The sequence below is a fragment of the Kribbella sp. NPDC031520 genome (assembly GCF_055580825.1).
Genome location: NZ_JBVIKS010000004.1, coordinates 722,902 through 740,114, shown reverse-complemented (window position 1 = coordinate 740,114; position 17,213 = coordinate 722,902). Strand labels below are relative to the sequence as shown.

The following is a 17,213-nucleotide window of genomic DNA, read 5'->3' as shown; positions in this document are numbered from 1 at the left end:
TGTGATGGCGGGGACTCTTGTCGAGACGAAGCTCTACCGGCCGCGGAGCCGCGCGGGGCTGGTGCAGCGGCCGCGGCTCGATGAGCGGCTGGTGCGGAAGGACGGCACCAGGCTCACGCTGGTATCCGCTCCCGCGGGCTTCGGCAAGACGACGCTGGTTTCGGCGTGGGCGTCCGAGAACGCGGCCTGGGTCTCGTTGGAGGAGAGCGATCAGGACCCGATCACCTTCTGGACGTACGTCCTGACCGCCCTGGACCGCACGGCACCAGGCATCGCCGAAGGCGCCCTGGCGGTGCTGCAGTCCGGGCCCGCGCCGATCGAGACGGCCCTCGCCGGCGTTCTCAACGAGCTGAGCGTGCTGCCCGACGAGATCGACCTTGTCCTCGACGACTACCACCTGGCCGACGGCCTCGAAATCAGCCGGGGCATGACCTATCTGCTCGACCATCTTCCGCCTCAGCTGCACATCCTGATCAGCACCCGCGCCGACCCGGCGCTCCCACTGTCGCGCCTGCGCACCCGCGGCGAGCTCGTCGAAGTACGCGCCGCCGACCTGCGCTTCACGCTCGACGAGACCCGCAGCTACCTCACGGGGCTCGGGCTCGACGCCGAGGCGATCGCGACGCTCGAGGAACGCACCGAAGGCTGGATCGCCGCTCTCGGACTCGCGGCGCTGTCGCTCAGAGGCCGCAGCGACGCGACCGGCTTCATCGACGACTTCGCCGGCGACGACCGGTACGTCGTCGACTACCTGGTCGACGAAGTCCTCGACCGCCAACCGGACGAGGTACGCCGGTTCCTGCTCGAGACCAGCGTGGTCGATCGGTTGACCGGACCGCTCTGCGACGCCGTCACCGGACAGCCCGGCAGTACGGCGATGCTCGAGTCGCTCGAACGCAAGAACCTGTTCGTCGTACCGCTGGACGATCGTCGGCAGTGGTACCGCTACCACCACCTCTTCGCCGACGTACTGCGGGCGCGTCTGCTCGCCGAGCGCGGCGACGTCGCGGAGCTGCACCGCCGCGCCGGGCAGTGGTACGAGGACGTGGGCGACACCGTCGCAGCGGTTCATCACGCGGTCGCGGCCGGAGACTTCGAGCATGCCGCCGACCTGATCGAGGCGGCCGTACCTGCCCTGCAACGGGATCGGCAGGAGGCCACGGTCCGGCGCTGGCTGGACGACATCCCCGACGAGGTCGTCAGGCGCCGGCCGGTCCTGGCGATCGGATTCGTCGGGGCGCTGATGTCCAGCAACGAGTTCCCGGGGGTCGAGCAACGGCTCCAGGACGTCGAACGGCAGCTGGCCGGCCCCGTCGACGCGCTCGTCGCCGTGGATCGCAAGGAGCTCGAGCGCCTGCCGAGCGCGATCGAGACCTACCGGGCCGCGCTCGACCTGGTGGCCGGCAACCCGGGCGGCACGATCCAGCACGCCGCGCTCGCCCTCCGGCTCGCCGTGCCCGGGGACGACCTCACCTACTCGGCCGCATCGGCACTGTCCGGTCTTGCCTCCTGGGCCGGTGGAGATCTCGAGTCCGCGCACGGCGGGTACGCCGCGGCCGCGGCAGGCCTGGAACGGATCGGGCACATCTCCGACGTCCTGGGTTGTACGGTCACGCTGGCCGACCTCGCCATCACCCAAGGTCGGCTCCGGGAGGCGCAGGCAACCCTCGAACGAGCCCTCGGCCTCGCCGACCACGGCATCCGCGGAACGTCCGACATGTACGTCGGACTGAGCCGAATCGCCTGGGAACGGAACGACCTCGATGCGGCCGCCGACTACCTGCGCCGCGCCGAGGACCTGGGGGTAGCGGCCGATCTCCCACAGAACCCGTACCGCCGGCGGCTTGCGATGGCCCAGGTCCGCGAGGCTCAGGGTGATCTCGATGGTGCGCTGGAGCTGCTGGACGCGGCCATCAAGGTGTACGTCGCCGACTTCTCACCGAATGTCCGTCCGCTGGCCGCCGTCCGGGCGCGCCTGCTGATCGCCCGCGGAGAGTTGCCCGCGGCGCAGGACTGGGCCGGCACCCTGTCCGCAGACCTGTCCTATCTACACGAGTACGAGCAGGTCACCTTGGCCCGGCTCATGATTGCTCAGCGCAACGACGCCGTGCCGCTCCTCGAGACGCTGCGGGCCGCCGCGGAGGCGGGTGGCCGGACCGGCAGCCTGATCGAGATCCTCGTCCTGCTGGCCGTGGCCACCCGTGATCCGGCTCCGCTGGAACGAGCGCTGACGCTCGCCGAACCCGAGGGGTACGTCCGGGTCTTCATCGCCGAAGGCGCACCGATACTGTCGTTGCTGGCGACCCTGCAGCGGCGCCGGCCCGGATCGGCGTACCTGCGAACGCTCCTGGACGCGGCCCGCCGGCCCGCGCACGTGAACCGGCCGGCCACCCCGGAGCGCCTCGCGGATCCGCTCAGCGATCGCGAGCTGGACGTACTGCGGCTGCTCACCAGCGAACTCGACGGTCCTTCGATCGCACGGGAACTCGTGGTGTCGCTGAACACCGTGCGCACGCACACCAAGCGCATCTACACCAAGCTCGGCGTGAACAACCGGCGCGCGGCGATCCGCCGGGCTCATCAGCTCGGCCTGCTCGCCGGCTGAAGATCACCAGATGATGTGATGCGCGGTCACCACGCCCGCTCCTAACGTGCGGACATGGACCACGAATCAGCCTGGTACGAAATCCGCCTCGAGGGGCGTCTCGATCCCCGCTGGGCCGCGTGGTTCGACGGCATGACGCTGCGCACCCACGCCGACGGCACCACCGTCATCCACGGCCACGTGGCCGATCAGGCAGCCCTGCACGGACTGCTGCAACGACTCCGCGACCTCGGTCTGCCACTGCTCTCGGTCGACCGGGTCAACACCGACGAACCGCAAAGGAAACAGTCATGACCATCACCGCAACCGCACCGGGCACCACCGCCGGCTCCACCGATCCGGACCGCGGCCACATCCGCGCCTCCGGCATCTTCTACCTGCTCACCTTCGCCGCCTCGTTCCCCGCACTGTTCCTGATCGGGCCGGTACTGCACGACCACAACTACATCCTCGGCGCCGGGCAGGACACCCGGGTGCTGTGGGGCTGCCTGCTCGACTTCGTCAACGCCCTGGCCGGCATCGGCAGCGCCGTCGCCCTCTTCCCGGTGATGAAGCGGTACAAGGAGTCCCTCGCCCTGGGCTTCGTCACCTCACGCACGATCGAGGCCGCCGTGATCATGATCGGCGTCGTCAGCCTCGTCGCGGTCGTCACCCTGCGACAGGATCTCGCCGGCGCTCAGGGCACGGACTCCGCCGCGCTCGCCACTGTCGGCCGCGCACTGGTCGAGGTCCGCAACTGGACGTTCCTCTTCGGCGCCGGCACCATGCCCGCGATCAGCGCCGTCCTGCTCGGCACCCTGCTGTACCGGTCCCGCCGGGTTCCGCGGTTCATGCCGGTCATGGGCCTCGTCGGCGCGCCGCTCCTGTTCACCGCCAACATCCTGACCGTCCTCGGCCACAACACCCAGCTGTCCGCATGGTCGGCGATTGCCACCGCTCCGGTCGCCCTCTGGGAGCTGTCGATCGGCATCTACATGACCTTCAGGGGCTTCAAGCCCGAACTCAACCGGTGATCGGCGCCGCGTGGGCCTCCGCGTAACCCGCGGCGGCCAACCGGTCGAGGGTCCTCTCCAGTACGGCCGTGTCCTCCAGCGTGCGGACCTCGGTGATCTTCCCCCACCGGATCCGCAGGAACTGGTGCACGACGTTCTCGTACGTCGATCCGTCCACCACGTTCACGTGAACGGTCACCGCCGTCGCGACGTGTGTGTCCCACGGCCAGCCGCTCACGATCACGTCGTTCACCTCGAACCGTGTCCCGGGCAACAGCCGGAAGCAGCGCTCCCACCAGCGCCGCAATGCCTCGTGCGTACGGCGTTCGCCACTGAGCGCGTGATCTCCGTAGAAGCGGTAGGTGAACGAAGGCGCCATCCCGGCCACCATCGCCTCCCAGTTCCCCGCACTGATCTGTGCGAACGCGTTCCGCACCTGCCGCGCCACGATCCGGTGGTAAATGCTCATGAACCCACCGTAGGACTAGTGAGTTGAATGATGCAACTTAGTAGACTGCGGCTATGCGTAACACCAGCTTCGCCTCGATGCACTGCTCGCTCGCCCAGTCCCTGGAGCTGATCGGCGACTGGTGGACGCCCCTGATCCTGCGTGACCTGTACCTGGGCATGGACCGCTTCGACCAGTTCGTGAAGGACCTCGGCATCTCCCGCAACCTGCTCACCGATCGCCTCGCCACGCTGATCGAAGGCGACCTGGTCCGACGTACGCCGTACCAGCAGAACCCGGTCCGCTACAGCTACGAGCTGACCGAGGGCGGACGGGAACTCGTACCGATCCTGATGGCGCTGACGGCGTGGGGCGACCGCTGGGCCACTCCCCCGGCCGGCCAGCCGATCCGCTTCACGCACAGCACCTGCGGCAAGATCACCACGCCGACGGTCTGCTGCTCGGAGTGCGGCGAGACGCTCAACCTGCAGGACGTCGTACCGTCGCCCGGCCCCGGTGGCAGGACCGCTCCCGGTACGGCGTTGATCGCGAGCGTCCTAGGACTCGAGCCGGAGGCGTAGGAGGTCGGCGAGCGGCATCGACTCGCCGTCGCGGGCGCCCTGGCCGACCACGAGCGGCGGGTCGGACGGCTCCACGTGTACGCCTGCGACCCGGGCCTTGAGGCTGGCCGGTACGCCGAGGATGTAGAAGTTGCCGTCGACATCCACCGCCAGCGAGCGGTTGCGGCGCAGGTACCACCCGGTCAGGTTCGTACGGTAGCTGGCGTTCGACCCGATGACCTGCGCACGCAACGGCTCCGGCTCGACACCGCGTTCCCGCAGCGTCGCGATGAAGTCGGTGAGCAGCGCCCGCGCCTGTGCGGTCTCGGCCGCCTTCTTCCGTTCCAGGGCGGCGGCATGCTCGACCGCCGCCTGCCGTCGTTCCTCGCGCCAGCTCGTCACTCCCTCACTTTATGACGAGGAGACGCAGAGGCAGAACGGGTGTCCAGCGGGGTCGAGGAAGACCCGGAACGTCGTACCGGGCTGATGCTCGGCCTTCGTCGCGCCGATGGCAAGCACCTCCTGCTCCGCCTCGTCGAGGTTCGGCACCATCACGTCGAGGTGCATCTGCTGCGGCGTCTCCTGGGTCGGCCAGGTCGGCGCCTTGTAGTTCTCCACCTGCTGGAAGTCGATGCAGTTGCTGCCGTCCTCCGGGCGGATCTCCGCCCAGCCTTCACGGGTCTCGACCTTCCAGCCGAGCAGCTCACCGTAGAACTGCGCCAGCTGAGCGGCGTCCGGACAGTCCATGACGAAACTGGGGTACATAGCGATAGTCATGAATCGCACCCTAGTGCCGGTTGCGGACGGTCTGCGTCCGGATCCTTACGCCGAATTTCCGACGAGCGTCTGCCAGGCCCGATCGAGACCGGCCGCGATACAGCCGGCCACGACGGTCTCGGTGCCGAGCACGCTCGCCTTCACCTCCGGCATCACCGGCGCGAGCGCGCGTAACTGTTTGCTGACCGCCTCCAGGAACCCCGGCGCCTGACCGATACCACCACCGAGCACGACCAGATCCGGATCGACGACGGTGATCACCGTGCAGACCGCCTTCGCGACCAGCAACGCCTCCTCGGCAACGACCGCCGCCGCGAGAGCATCGCCACGAGCGGCGGCCGCGAACACCTTCTCCGCCGTCGTTGCGCCGCGGACCCCGGCCCGGCGAGCCGCCCGGACGACGGCTGCCGCCGACGCGGACGCGTCGAAACCTCCTCGCTTGCGCGCGTCCCGCGGATCACTACCACTGCCCTCGGTGAACGGCAGGTACCCGATCTCGCCCGCGACGCCGTGCGACCCGTGCCGCAGCTTGCCGTCCAGTACCAGCCCCATGCCGATACCCGTGCCCACGCTGACGAACGCGAAGCTGTCGACGTCACGGCCGTGCCCGTGGACCCGTTCGGCGATCGCGGCCGCGTCGATGTCGTTCTCGATCATCAGCGTCAGCCCGAACCGATCGCGCAACGCGGCGAGCGTCGCCGGCGAGTCCCATCCGGTCAGCCGCCCCGTCAACGTCAGGGCGTCGAGCCGAGGGTCGTACACACCGGGACTGCCGAGTACGGTCTGGGTGAGCTGCTCAGCGGCGATCCCGGCCTCGTCGGCGAGCGTCTTGGCCAGATCGACGAGCTCCTGGATCCGCGCCATCGCGTCGCCGGCCTTCGTCCGCACACTCAACCGGGACCGTACGGTCCCCGCGAGATCAGCGATCGCTCCGCGCAGATACTCCCGCCCGACGTCCAGCCCGAGGACGAACCCAGCCTCCGGCCGTACTTCGTACAGGTTCGCCGCCGGCCCCGGTACGCCGGTGCGCTGACCGGTCAGGTGTACCAGACCAGTCCGCTCCAGCGAGCCCAGTGCCGCGGAGACTGTCGGCTTCGACAAGCCGGTCAGCCCGGCGAGCTCGGTCCTCGAGATCGGGCCGGATCGCCGGATGTGATCGAGCAGTACCTGTTCGTTGATCTCCCGGATCAGCTGCGGACGTGCCCCTCCGGCCGTAACCGTCACTGTCGTCCCCCTCGTTCGCTAACAACTCGGCCAACAAGTTCTACCGATCCCTTGTGGTGCCGGTGATAGTTAAGTTAGTTTCCTATCGATTCTATTGGTCGGCGCGAGGAGGTGCCACCCCGTGGTTTCGACACCGGTCGTCCTCGGGCTGGATTTCGGCGGGACGAAGATCGCCGTCGCGGTCGGCGACCTGTCCGGTCGCCGCCTCGGCGCGACGACCGTCGACAGCCAGGTCGAGTCCGGCGGTGCCGCCGAAGCCATGGCCCGCGGCCTCGCCGCGGCGCACGAACTGCTCGCCGAGGTCGCGCCGGACAACGAGCTGGCCGGTGTCGGCGCAGCCACCCTCGGCATCCCGTACGACGACCGCGTCGAGCTCGCGCCGACGTTCCCGGGCTGGGGTGAACTCCCCTTCGGGCGGCTGATCCGCGAGGGGTTCCCCGGCGTACCGGTCAGGCTCGCGACCGACGTCAAGGCGGCGGCCGAGGCCGAACTGCGCTGGGGCGCGCTGGCCGGCTCCGACCCCGGGCTCTACCTCAATCTCGGCACCGGTCTCGCGATCGCGATCGTTGCCGCAGGCACCGTGATCACCGGGGCGCACGGCGCCTCCGGCGAGATCGGCTACAACCTGCGCTCCCCCGCCGACGTGTACGTCGGCGCCGACGAGCGCACGATCCTGGAACACGTCGTCAGCGGTCAGGCGCTCGAGACCACCGGGTCCACCCGGCTCGGGCGGCCGGTCACAGCCGCGGACGTCTTCACGATGGCGCGCACCCAGCCGGACGCCGCCGTCCTCACCGACGAGTTCGTCCGGGAGCTGGCGACGCACCTCGCCAACCTGGCCATCGCCCTCGATCCGGACCGGATCGTGGTCGGCGGCGGTCTGGTCCGCTCCTGGGACCAGCTCGAACCCGGTCTGCGCCGCGCCCTCGACGCAGCCGTCCCGTTTCCACCGGAGCTGTCGGTGGCCCGGTTTCCTTCGGACGCACCGCTGATCGGAGCGCTCGCCCTTGGCGTCGAGGCGGCCGGAGTCGTCCTCGGGGCAGAAGCATTCGCATGACCCGGAATTCCAGTAGCGAAAGGCAGAGACGATGAGGGGCATCAAACGCATCGCCGGCGCCGCGGTGGCGGTCGGCGTACTTGCGGCCGCCGGATGTGGCGGTGGCGACAAGCCGATCGGGAGCGCGAGCTCGGCCAACCCGTCCTCGTCGACGAGCAGCGGAGGCGGGGGCACCGGGGAGCACAAGCAGGGTGGCACCGTCACCATCGCCAACGTCGGCGGGCAGACCTGGCCGTGCCAGTTCAACCCGTTCAACCCGGCGGTCAACCAGGAGGCCAACGGCTTCGTCTACGAGCCGCTGACGTTCGTGAACGTCCTGAAGGCCGGCGCCACCACGCCGATGCTGGCCACCGACTTCACCTGGTCGCCGAAGAAGGACTCGATCGTCTTCACCATCCGCGACGGGGTGAAGTGGAGCGACGGTCAGCCGTTCAGCGCCGACGACGTCGTCTACACCTTCACCCGGATGAAGGAGCAGCCGGCCCTCGACCTGTACTCGCTGTGGACCGGCGCCGGCCTGACCAGCGTCACCGCCGCGGGCAACAAGGTCACGCTGAAGTTCAAGGCCGCCGCCGAGCCGTACTTCTTCAACTTCGCCGGCCAGATCGGCATCGTGCCCAAGCACATCTGGTCCACCGGCGAGGCCGCGTCGAAGCCCGCCACCTGGACGGACCCGAAGCCGGTCGGCACCGGGCCGTTCACGGTCGAGTCGTGCACCAGCAACAACATCTCGTACGTCGCGAACCCGTCGTACTGGCAGCCGGGCAAGCCGTACGTGCAGAAGGTGCAGTACCCGGCGTACCTGGACAACAACCCCGCCAACCTCGACCTGGCCAGCGGCAAGGCGCAGTGGGGCGGTCAGTACATCCCGAACATCGACAACTTCTACAAGGCGAAGTCGCCGGAGAACAACTACTGGTTCCCGCCGACCGCGAACGTCGCGATCGTCCCGAACAACGACCCGTCCCGCCCGGCGACCAGCAAGCTGGCGGTCCGGCAGGCGATCGCGTACGCCCTCGACCGCGAGCAGATCTCGAAGATCGGTGAGAGCGGGTACCAGCCGGCCGCGAACCAGTCCGGTGTCGTCTCGCCGACGTTCGACAAGTACTACGACAAGGACGCGGTGGCAGCCGCCGGGTACGACAAGCAGGACCTGGACAAGGCCAAGCAACTGCTCCAGAGCGCCGGGTACTCCGACTCGAACAAGCTGAAGCTGAACATCATCACGGTCACCGGCTACACCGACTGGGACGCGTCGCTGGCGGTCGTGAAGCAGCAGCTCGCGAAGGCCGGCATCGAGCTGACGATCCAGGACCTGCAGCAGCAGTCGTACAACCAGAAGCTCTACACCGGCGACTACGACCTGGCGTATGCGAGCCAGTCCGGCGGCCCGACGCCGTACTACGAACTGCGGCAGCTGCTGTACTCGAAGAACTCCGCGCCGATCGGCAAGCAGGCCAACAGCAACTACTCGCGGTACATGAAGCCCGAGGTGGACAAGCTGTTCGACCAGTACGCCGCCGCCGACCCGGACACCCAGGTCAAGCTGATCAAGCAGATCTCGTCGTACATGATCAAGGACGTCCCGGTGATCCCGACCACCGAGTCGGTCGACTGGTACCAGTACAACACCAAGGACCTGGACGGCTGGCCGACGCAGGACAACCCGTACGCGCAGCCGGCGCCGTACAACATCCCCGACGTCGGTCAGGTGCTGACCAACCTGTACTCCAAGTCCGCCCAGAAGTGAGGTCGTGAGAAGCGTGAGCACGAGGAGCTGGTGGTTGTGCGGTACCTGATCAGACGCCTCGGGTTCTTCGTGCTCACGCTGTGGGCGGCGATGACGCTGAACTTCGCCATCCCGCGGCTGATGCCGGGCAGTCCCGAGGACGCACTGCGGCAACGACTGAGCAAGGGCGGCTCGGTGGTGACGCCGGAGCAGTTGCGCACGGTGCTGGCCGAGTTCGGCTTCGACCCGGACAAGAACATCATGTTGCAGTACGTCGAGTACCTGAGGTCGATGGTCACCGGGCACTGGGGTGTCTCGATCGGCAGCAGCCTCGGCGTACCGGTCACGTCGCTGATCGGCAGCGCGCTGCCGTGGACCCTCGGCCTGGTCGGTATCGCGACCGTACTGGCGTTCGCGATCGGCACCTTGATCGGTACGGTGGCCGGCTGGCGGCGCGGCGGGTTGATCGACGGCATCGTGCCGCCGGTGTTCATCGTCACCTCCGCGTTGCCGTACTTCTGGGTGGCGCTGCTGCTGATCTCGTTGTTTGCGATCGGCAACAACCCGATCCTGCCGAACGACTTCAACTACGACCAGGGCCTGACGCCGGGCTTCAGCGGTGAGTTCATCTGGAGCGTGATCAAGCATGGCATCCTGCCGGCCTCGACGATCCTGGTCACCGCGGTCGGCGGGTGGATCCTGACCATGCGGAACAACATGGTCACCACGCTCGCCGAGGACTACGTCCGGATGGCCCGGGCGAAGGGCATCCCGGGCCGCAAGATCATGTTCGGGTACGCCGGGCGGAACGCGTTCCTGCCCAACCTGTCCGGGTTCGCGATGTCGCTCGGCTTCGTGATCTCCGGGACGATCCTGGTCGAGTACGTGTTCAACTACCCGGGCCTGGGATACATGTTCTACAACGCCACGGTGAGCACCGACTATCCGTTGCTGCAGGCACTGTTCCTGCTGGTGACGCTGGCGGTGCTGATCTGTGTCCTGCTCTGCGACTTCGCAGTCTTCCTGCTCGACCCCCGAGCCCGGACGAAGGGATAGCTCATGAGCGCTGTCGTTGCTGGTGCATCTGCACCTGTTGCAGCTCCCACTCGCCGTCCTCGCGGTGGGCTGTTCCGCGCCATCCTGGGCAACCGGAAGGCTGTCGTCGGGGCCGCGTTGCTGATCCTCTTCATCCTGCTCGCCGCGTTCCCAGGGGTCTTCGTCCCTGGCGCGCATCACGATCCACAGGCGATCGGCGACCTGCCGCTGCAGCACCCGTCCGGCAGCCACTGGCTCGGTACGACGGGCCTCGGGCAGGACGTCTACGCGCAACTCATCTACAGCACCCGTGAGTCCCTGGTGATCGCCGTGGTCGCCGGGCTGGGTGCCACCGTCTTGTCGGTCATCATCGGCGTGTCAGCGGCGTATCTGGGCGGGTTCGCCGACGACGGTCTGTCGATGCTGACCGACATCTTTCTCGTCCTCCCGACGTTCCCGCTGATCATCGTGCTGGCGACGTACGCCGGTAAGGGCAACCTGACGGTGATCATCATCGTGCTGGTCCTCACCGGCTGGTCGTACGGCGCCCGGCAGATGCGGGCGCAGGCGCTGTCGCTGCGGAACCGGGACTTCCTGGAGTCGGCGCGGGTCCGCGGCGAGCGGTCGTCGTACATCATCGTGGTCGAGGTACTGCCGACGATGATCTCGCTGATCGTCGCGAACTTCCTCGGCGCCGCGCTGTACTCCGTGCTCACCGCCGCCGGCCTGCAGTTCCTCGGGCTCGGCGACCCCAACTCGCTGAGCTGGGGCACGATGCTCTACTGGGCGCAGAACCAGGGCGCCCTGGTGAACGGGCTGCCCGCGTGGGCGCTGTCGCCGGGTCTGGCGGTGGCGCTGCTCGGCGTTTCGTTCGCCCTGCTCAACTATGCGTTCGACGAGATCAGCAATCCCGCGCTGCGGCCGGTTCGGAGGCGACGTGCCAGATCAGCTTCTTGAGGTCCGTGATCTCACTGTCGAGTACGACACCGGCTCCCGCCCGGTCGTCGCGGTCGACCACGTGGATCTCGACGTACACGCCGGTGAGTTCGTCGGGGTGGTCGGCGAGTCCGGCTGCGGCAAGTCGACGCTGCTGTTCGCGATCGCGCAGCTGCTGTCGTCGCCGGCCGCGATCACCGGCGGCAGCGTGCGCTTCCAGGGCCGCGAGCTCGTCGGGATGAACGAGAAGAACCTGGCCGAGATGCGCTGGCGGGACTTCTCGGTCGTGATGCAGAGCGCGATGAACGCACTGAACCCGGTGAAGAGCATCGGCGCGCAGTTCCGGGACACGATCATGGCGCACGACGAGGTGGTCGACGAAGGCCGGCCCGCCGAGGTCCTGCGGCTGGTCGGGATCGACCCGATCCACTTGAAGAGCTACCCGCACCAGCTGAGCGGTGGCATGCGGCAGCGGGCGATGATCGCGATGGCGCTGCTGTTCACGCCGGACCTGATCATCATGGACGAGCCGACGTCCGCACTCGACGTGGTCGCGCAGCGGTCGCTGATGGTGCAGATCAAGGAGCTGCAGCGCAAGCTCGGCTTCGCGGTCATCTTCGTCACGCACGACATGTCGCTGGTGAGTCACTTCTCGGACAAGCTGGTGGTGATGTACGCGGGCCAGGTGGTCGAGTTCGGCGACACGCGCGCGGTGTTCGACCATCCGGAACATCCTTACAGCGCTGGGCTTCTGGACGCGTTCCCGTCGATCCGCGGGCCGAAGGTCCCGTTGACGGGGATTCCGGGGGCGCCGCCGAACCTTGCCTCGCCGCCGCCTGGGTGCCGGTTCCAGCCGCGCTGCCCGAAGGCGTTCGAGGACTGCCCGAAGATCGCGCCGGAGCTGTACCAGGTTGGCGGCGTGGAGGCACGGTGCCTGTTGCACGCGCCGTCGATCGCGCCCGCTCGGGAGGTTTCATGACTACCGTCGACGTCTCGTCGCAGGCCGCAACGGAGTCGGCCGCCGCACCGTTGCTCGAGGCAAGGGATCTGACGCGGCACTTCCGCGTCGGGCGTGGGTTCTCGCGGCAGCTGCTGCACGCGGTCGACGAGGTGAGCTTCACGATCGGGCGCCAGGAGATCGTCGCGCTCGCGGGCGAGAGCGGGAGTGGGAAGAGTACGATCGCGCGGCTGCTCGCGGGGGTGCACAAGCCGACGAGCGGCGAGATCTTCTACCAGGGCCGGGCGTTGTCGACGTTCCGCTCCCGGAAGGACCAGTTGTCCTACCGGGGCGACGTACCGATGGTGTTCCAGGATCCGTTCAGCTCGCTGAACCCGGCGTTCCGGGTGTCGCACGGCGTGCTGCGGTCGTTGAAGCTGCACCGGCCCGAACTGGACCGGCAGCAGCGGTACGCCGAGGCGGAACGGGTGGTCGAGGCGGTCGGGTTGACGCCGGCGTCCGACATCATGAACCGGTTCCCGTACGAGCTGAGTGGTGGCCAGCGGCAACGGATCGGGTTCGCGCAGGCGCTGGCGCACAAGCCGAAACTGATCCTCGCCGACGAGCCGGTGTCGATGCTCGACGTGTCGATCCGGATCGGCCTGCTGAACCTGATGGCCGAACTGCGCGAGTCGCAGGGCGTCTCGTTCCTCTACATCACCCACGACATCGCCAGCGCCCGGTACGTCGCCGACCGGCTGATGATCATGTACGCCGGCCACGTGGTCGAGACCGGCCCGTCGGAGTCGGTGCTGCAGAATCCCAAGCACCCGTACACCGACCTCCTCCTCGGTGCCGTCCCCGACCCGCGCGCGCCGCTCAACACGGGCATCGAGGGCGACACCGGCGAGCCGCCGAAGGTCATCGACCCCACACCGGGCTGCCGGTTCCGCTGGCGCTGCCCGCTCGCCATCGACAAGTGCCACGAGGTGACGCCCGTCCTCCGCACGCTGGGCAAGAACCACGAAGCCGCCTGCCACGTAGCCGAGCCCGACATCGGCACCTGACCGGCCCCAGACCGGCCCCTGTCCGCCGCCGACTCCCCCGTATCGGCGGCGGGCGGGGGTCAACTCAGCACCACGTCCAGTCGGCGGCCAGCGGTGATGGCGGTAGGCTCGGCCAATGTGAGGACGGCTCGGTTGCCGGTGGCAACTACTGTCGCGCCGAGGGGGGTGGCCCCGGCGTGGACCCGGACCTGGCGCGCCGGGGCCGTCGTCTCGAAGGACAGCGTCGTCACGTTCAGGCGGCCGTAGCGTACGTCGATCGTGGCGGTGAGGGACTTCTGCGTGCGCCGTTGGGTGTAGAGACCCCAGCTCTCGGCCGCGGTGAAGGCACTGCGGAAGTCCTCCGCATGGATCCGTGGCGCGAAGCCGAGGTGGCCTTTCGGACCGTGGTACTCGTAGCCACACGCGGCGAGGTAGACGCCGTAGCCCATCATCGCGCGGGCGTAGTGGTCGCTGGCCTCGATCTCGTTGTACGGGTTGCGTTTTCCGGCCGAGTACCGGTCGTACATGGCCCGCGTCACCGCCAGCGCCTCGTCGGTCATGCCCTCGGCGAAGAGCTGCGCGGCGAACTGATACTCCTGCCCGGTCCACACCTCGTTGAAGTACATCAGCCCGCGCGTCTCGGTCGAGCCGCCGTGCGGCCAGGTCGCCATCAGTACGCCGCTCTCACCGTCGGTCGTGTAGACCCGCCCGGGCGCGATCCCCGGCGGCCGGTAGGTCCCCGGAGCTTTGCGGAAGTTGGTCTCGTACAGGTTTGTCAGCGCGGTCCGCGCCTGGTCCTTGGGAAAGACCCGCGGGAGACCGAGCTGCGCGGCGTACGTCTGGCCGTACATCTGGTCGATGAACAACCCGCGGTTGCTGTTCTCCGCCGTCGGGTGGGCCGGGTCGACCTTCTGGACGTAGTAGCCGTACTCGTCGTTCCACAGGGTGCCGGCCAGGTACGCCGACCCGCGGCCGGCGATCGTCGTGTAGCGGGTGGCGGCGGCGGTGTCGCCGACGTCGGTCGCCATCGCGGCGGCGGCCCGGAGCGCGGCGACGTACAGGCCGCTGATCCACGGGACCTCGCCGAACCATTCGGTGTCGAGAGTGTTCCACTGGCTGCCGCGGAAGATGCCGTCCTCGTCGGGGCCGTCCCGGTGCGTGACCAGGAACTCGACCGCGGTCCGGACGCGCGGCCAGACGCGGCGCAGGAAGGTACTGTCCTTGCTCATCTGGTGTTCGCGGTAGATGCGCAGGATCGTGCCGGTCTGACCGTCCGCGAACGAGCTCGACGCGTCACCGGCCTCACCTCGGTTGCCGATCTCGCCGGTCGGGCGGAACGCGATCCCGAGGTCGACGCGCTCGCGGGTGTCGCGTTCGAGGTCGGGGAACAGGCGGGCGATCGCCTGCGCGTAGTTCCAGACGTGTTCGCAGGTGCCGGCGCAGCAGTAGGTGCCTTCCCAGGCGTAGAAGCGGCCGTCGTCCCAGCGGTAGCAGGTGCTGGTCGCGATCGTGGACGCGGTCGCCAGCGTTCGCTCGAGGAACCAGTGCGGTAGCGACGAGTCGTCGTACCAGGTCTTCACCCAGAGCTTGGTGTCGCGTTCGAGGCGTTGCAGGTTCTTGGCGACGTACTGGACGACGTCGCGGGCCGAGCCGAACCGGGTTGCGTAGTGCCGGCGGAAGGTGGACGCGCCGACGAGTTCCGCGAACAGCTCCCGCTCCGGGTTCGGGAAGAACCAGCCGTACGCGAACCGGATCGTCCGGGACTCCCCCGGCGGCAACGTCACCGTCACCGCGACAGTCCCCGCCTGCGGACCGTCCGACTCCGCCGGCCCAGCACCCGAGTCGAACAACGCGTCAACCGTCCCCCAGTCAACAATCGACGGCCGCACAACAACCCGCGCATCCGCACCGCTCGCCTCGGCGGCGTAGGCGCCATCCCCGCCCGGGGCCAGCGCGGCGCCTCCACCCTGAGCCGACGCGGTGTCTCCGACTGGGGGTAGCGCGGCGAGGGCGAAGGTGCCGCCGTCGGGGCGCTCCGGCACCGGTTGGCGGCGGATCGGGCGGTCGCTGAACAGGATCCGGTCGACGTTGACGTGACCCCAGCCGCCGGTGTTGTTGTCGACAATCCGAATGTAGGCACGCCGACCGGCAAACTTCCCGACATCCATCGACACCGCGGTCAACGGCTCGATGTCGGTCCCCGTGACCGACGCCACCACCTCACCGTCGACCACAACGTCCAGGCACGTCTCGCCCGGGTGACTGCCACCACCGGCCCACGCCGTCACGAACCGCCGCTCGATCACGAACTCCCGGCTCGTCAACGACCCAGTGAACCGGTCCGGATCCCCCGTGCCACGGAAGTTGTACGACGTCACGAACCGCCCGCTCACATTCAGCTCGGTCCGTAGCCCGAACGCCCGCCGGAACCCGTCAGGTGTCTCCGCCGCGGTGACCGGCCCCGCGCCGAACGCTTCACCCGTAACGGCCCACCCGTCGTACGTCGGCTTGTCCCAGCTCTCGAACAGGATGTCCGCCCGATCCGTGAACACGATCGCGTCGCAGCTGATGTGCCCCCACGCACCCGCACTATTGTCAACAATCTCAATGTGTGCAATCCGGCCGACATACGCACCCACGTCGAGCATCTGCGGGACCAGCGGCTCGCTCTCGTCACCCGTCGCGGTCGCCACGACCTGCCCGTCGACGACCACGTTCACACAGGCAACCCCGGCTTGCCGGCCGCCGCTCGCTCCGACCGCGACGTACCGGCGCGAGATTGTGAACTCTCGGCTTGTCAACAATCCGACGGCGCCGTCGTACCTGCCACCGCGGAAGTCGTACGACGTGACGAACCGCGTGCCGGACACGTTCAGGTCGCCGAAGCGCTTCATCAGATTCGGCACGTCGAGCGGCCGCACCGGTCCTGCCCCGAACGCGTCACCGGTCACGGTCCACCCGTCGTACGTGTCCTTCTCCCAGTCCTCGAACAGGATGTCGCCCTGATCCGCACCCAGATCGTCGACGGCACCGAACTGCACGCCGCCCTCGAACGCGCGCGCCTGCAACCTGGTCGGCTGATGTTTGCGGCTGTCGATGCAGACCGGGTTCTCGGCGTACCCGAGCAGCGTCGCGCGGACCGCGGCCGAGGACATGTTCCGCAGCGTGAACGACATGATTGTCGTGGGCAACGTCGAGTCGAGGGTGGCGAGCGGGACGAACGGCGAGTACGCCTCGAGCTCGACCGTCACCGGATCTCCCGCGTAGCTGACCCGGCCGATCGGGTACGAGCCGGTGAAGCGCACGTCCTCGAACCCGCCGGCGTCGAGACTCCGGGTCGTGGTGCGGCCGCGGGTCGTCGTACGTAGCGCGAAGCCCTGTGCGAAATGCGATGCGCCGGGTTCGTCGGCGGACAGCGGGAACGCGTAGTGGTGCCCGGAGAAGTCCGCGCCGCCGAGCGGGAACGATGTCGGGTTGAAGATGTCCCACGCCCACAGTCGCCCGTCGCCGGCGAGATACACCTGCCCGGTCGTACCGCCGCCGACGGGCATGCCGATGTTCTGCAGGGCAGCACCCGTGTACGACGTCGGCGTGCCGCGGTCGTACAGCACCTTGGGATCGGTCTTCGGTGGAGCCGCCAGGGCGAGTGCTTGTGCGGGCGCGGCGAGGACGCCGACCGCGGCGGTGCTGAGCGCGATGAACGTACGGCGGCTCAGGTGCGCGCGGGCGCAGTCGCCGGCGCAGGAACGGTTCGCGCAGCCGGCCGGAAGCTCGGGAACGGTCATTCGGATTCTCCTTGAGTGGGCGGGTGGACGCGGGAGAAATCGATTTCCGAGGTACGATTCGAACACCGTAACCAGCCCATGG

15 protein-coding genes are annotated in these 17,213 nt (G+C 68.4%); 10 read left to right on the top strand and 5 right to left on the bottom strand.

The features are described 5' to 3' along the window. Positions 1–4 precede the first annotated feature (4 nt). The 3 genes from ACZ5BU_RS24255 to ACZ5BU_RS24245 are packed head-to-tail and all read left to right on the top strand — an operon-like array spanning position 5 to position 3,618. Positions 5–2,605 (top strand): winged helix-turn-helix domain-containing protein, encoded by a 2,601-nt coding sequence (locus tag ACZ5BU_RS24255; RefSeq protein WP_465702353.1) that lies wholly within the window; start codon positions 5–7, stop codon positions 2,603–2,605. A 54-nt stretch (positions 2,606–2,659) separates the two neighbouring features. Next, complete coding sequence (locus tag ACZ5BU_RS24250) at positions 2,660–2,899, top strand: hypothetical protein (RefSeq protein WP_465702351.1); 240 nt, start codon at positions 2,660–2,662, stop codon at positions 2,897–2,899. After that, complete coding sequence (locus ACZ5BU_RS24245) at positions 2,896–3,618, top strand: DUF4386 domain-containing protein (RefSeq protein WP_465702349.1); 723 nt, start codon at positions 2,896–2,898, stop codon at positions 3,616–3,618. The genes ACZ5BU_RS24250 and ACZ5BU_RS24245 overlap by 4 nt, the downstream gene beginning before the upstream one ends. Here ACZ5BU_RS24245 and ACZ5BU_RS24240 read toward each other — a convergent pair. After that, positions 3,608–4,066, bottom strand: coding sequence for a nuclear transport factor 2 family protein (locus ACZ5BU_RS24240; RefSeq protein WP_465702347.1), 459 nt, complete (start codon positions 4,064–4,066; stop codon positions 3,608–3,610). The two genes, ACZ5BU_RS24245 and ACZ5BU_RS24240, sit on opposite strands and share 11 nt — an antisense overlap. A 53-nt stretch (positions 4,067–4,119) precedes the next feature. Here ACZ5BU_RS24240 and ACZ5BU_RS24235 point away from each other — a divergent pair, with 53 nt between their 5' ends. Continuing rightward, positions 4,120–4,626, top strand: coding sequence for a winged helix-turn-helix transcriptional regulator (locus ACZ5BU_RS24235; protein WP_465702345.1), 507 nt, complete (start codon positions 4,120–4,122; stop codon positions 4,624–4,626). On the opposite strand, the gene ACZ5BU_RS24230 is transcribed toward ACZ5BU_RS24235, so the two are convergent. From ACZ5BU_RS24230 to ACZ5BU_RS24220, 3 genes are read right to left on the bottom strand one after another with little or no spacing between them, the layout of a single operon-like run. Beyond that, positions 4,603–5,007 carry a hypothetical protein gene (locus ACZ5BU_RS24230; RefSeq protein WP_465702343.1) on the bottom strand — a complete coding sequence of 135 codons (405 nt, stop codon included), beginning with the start codon at positions 5,005–5,007 and terminating at the stop codon, positions 4,603–4,605. The two genes, ACZ5BU_RS24235 and ACZ5BU_RS24230, sit on opposite strands and share 24 nt — an antisense overlap. 9 nt (positions 5,008–5,016) lie before the next feature. Beyond that, positions 5,017–5,382: a VOC family protein gene (locus tag ACZ5BU_RS24225; RefSeq protein WP_465702341.1), complete on the bottom strand. Its 366-nt coding sequence runs from the start codon at positions 5,380–5,382 to the stop codon at positions 5,017–5,019. Positions 5,383–5,427: 45 nt separating this feature from the next. Next, a complete protein-coding gene (locus ACZ5BU_RS24220) occupies positions 5,428–6,606 on the bottom strand; it encodes an ROK family transcriptional regulator (protein WP_465702339.1) in 1,179 nt (392 codons plus the stop codon). Positions 6,607–6,727: 121 nt separating this feature from the next. Between ACZ5BU_RS24220 and ACZ5BU_RS24215 the strand changes: the two genes are divergently transcribed. Genes ACZ5BU_RS24215 through ACZ5BU_RS24190 form a run of 6 tightly spaced genes read left to right on the top strand, consistent with a single transcriptional unit; the run spans position 6,728 to position 13,367 of the window. After that, the gene (locus ACZ5BU_RS24215) at positions 6,728–7,663 is read left to right on the top strand and encodes an ROK family protein (protein WP_465702337.1); all 936 of its coding nucleotides are present in this window, start codon (positions 6,728–6,730) and stop codon (positions 7,661–7,663) included. 31 nt (positions 7,664–7,694) lie between these two features. Then, positions 7,695–9,413: an ABC transporter substrate-binding protein gene (locus tag ACZ5BU_RS24210; RefSeq protein ID WP_465702335.1), complete on the top strand. Its 1,719-nt coding sequence runs from the start codon at positions 7,695–7,697 to the stop codon at positions 9,411–9,413. A 36-nt stretch (positions 9,414–9,449) separates the two neighbouring features. Further along, positions 9,450–10,448, top strand: coding sequence for an ABC transporter permease (locus tag ACZ5BU_RS24205; protein ID WP_465702333.1), 999 nt, complete (start codon positions 9,450–9,452; stop codon positions 10,446–10,448). A gap of 3 nt (positions 10,449–10,451) precedes the next feature. Further along, complete coding sequence (locus ACZ5BU_RS24200; RefSeq protein WP_465702331.1) at positions 10,452–11,384, top strand: ABC transporter permease; 933 nt, start codon at positions 10,452–10,454, stop codon at positions 11,382–11,384. Then, entirely contained in the window at positions 11,365–12,342 is a 978-nt protein-coding gene (locus ACZ5BU_RS24195; RefSeq protein ID WP_465702329.1) for an ABC transporter ATP-binding protein, read from the top strand. Before ACZ5BU_RS24200 ends, ACZ5BU_RS24195 begins: the two co-directional genes overlap by 20 nt. Continuing rightward, positions 12,339–13,367: an ABC transporter ATP-binding protein gene (locus ACZ5BU_RS24190; RefSeq protein ID WP_465702327.1), complete on the top strand. Its 1,029-nt coding sequence runs from the start codon at positions 12,339–12,341 to the stop codon at positions 13,365–13,367. The genes ACZ5BU_RS24195 and ACZ5BU_RS24190 overlap by 4 nt, the downstream gene beginning before the upstream one ends. Positions 13,368–13,426: 59 nt before the next feature. Here the strand turns inward: ACZ5BU_RS24190 and ACZ5BU_RS24185 are convergent, their stop codons facing one another. Next, a complete protein-coding gene (locus ACZ5BU_RS24185) occupies positions 13,427–17,131 on the bottom strand; it encodes a GH116 family glycosyl hydrolase (protein ID WP_465702325.1) in 3,705 nt (1,234 codons plus the stop codon). Between the last annotated feature and the right edge of the window lie 82 nt (positions 17,132–17,213).

Excerpts from the sequence above, each read along its gene's own strand:
- ACZ5BU_RS24255 (WP_465702353.1), top strand. The coding sequence starts at position 5 with ATGGCGGGGACTCTTGTCGAGACGAAGCTCTACCGGCCGCGGAGCCGC.
- ACZ5BU_RS24250 (WP_465702351.1), top strand. The coding sequence starts at position 2,660 with ATGGACCACGAATCAGCCTGGTACGAAATCCGCCTCGAGGGGCGTCTC.
- ACZ5BU_RS24245 (WP_465702349.1), top strand. The coding sequence starts at position 2,896 with ATGACCATCACCGCAACCGCACCGGGCACCACCGCCGGCTCCACCGAT.
- ACZ5BU_RS24240 (WP_465702347.1), bottom strand. The coding sequence starts at position 4,066 with ATGAGCATTTACCACCGGATCGTGGCGCGGCAGGTGCGGAACGCGTTC.
- ACZ5BU_RS24235 (WP_465702345.1), top strand. The coding sequence starts at position 4,120 with ATGCGTAACACCAGCTTCGCCTCGATGCACTGCTCGCTCGCCCAGTCC.
- ACZ5BU_RS24225 (WP_465702341.1), bottom strand. The coding sequence starts at position 5,382 with ATGACTATCGCTATGTACCCCAGTTTCGTCATGGACTGTCCGGACGCC.
- ACZ5BU_RS24210 (WP_465702335.1), top strand. The coding sequence starts at position 7,695 with ATGAGGGGCATCAAACGCATCGCCGGCGCCGCGGTGGCGGTCGGCGTA.
- ACZ5BU_RS24200 (WP_465702331.1), top strand. The coding sequence starts at position 10,452 with ATGAGCGCTGTCGTTGCTGGTGCATCTGCACCTGTTGCAGCTCCCACT.
- ACZ5BU_RS24190 (WP_465702327.1), top strand. The coding sequence starts at position 12,339 with ATGACTACCGTCGACGTCTCGTCGCAGGCCGCAACGGAGTCGGCCGCC.
- ACZ5BU_RS24185 (WP_465702325.1), bottom strand. The coding sequence starts at position 17,131 with ATGACCGTTCCCGAGCTTCCGGCCGGCTGCGCGAACCGTTCCTGCGCC.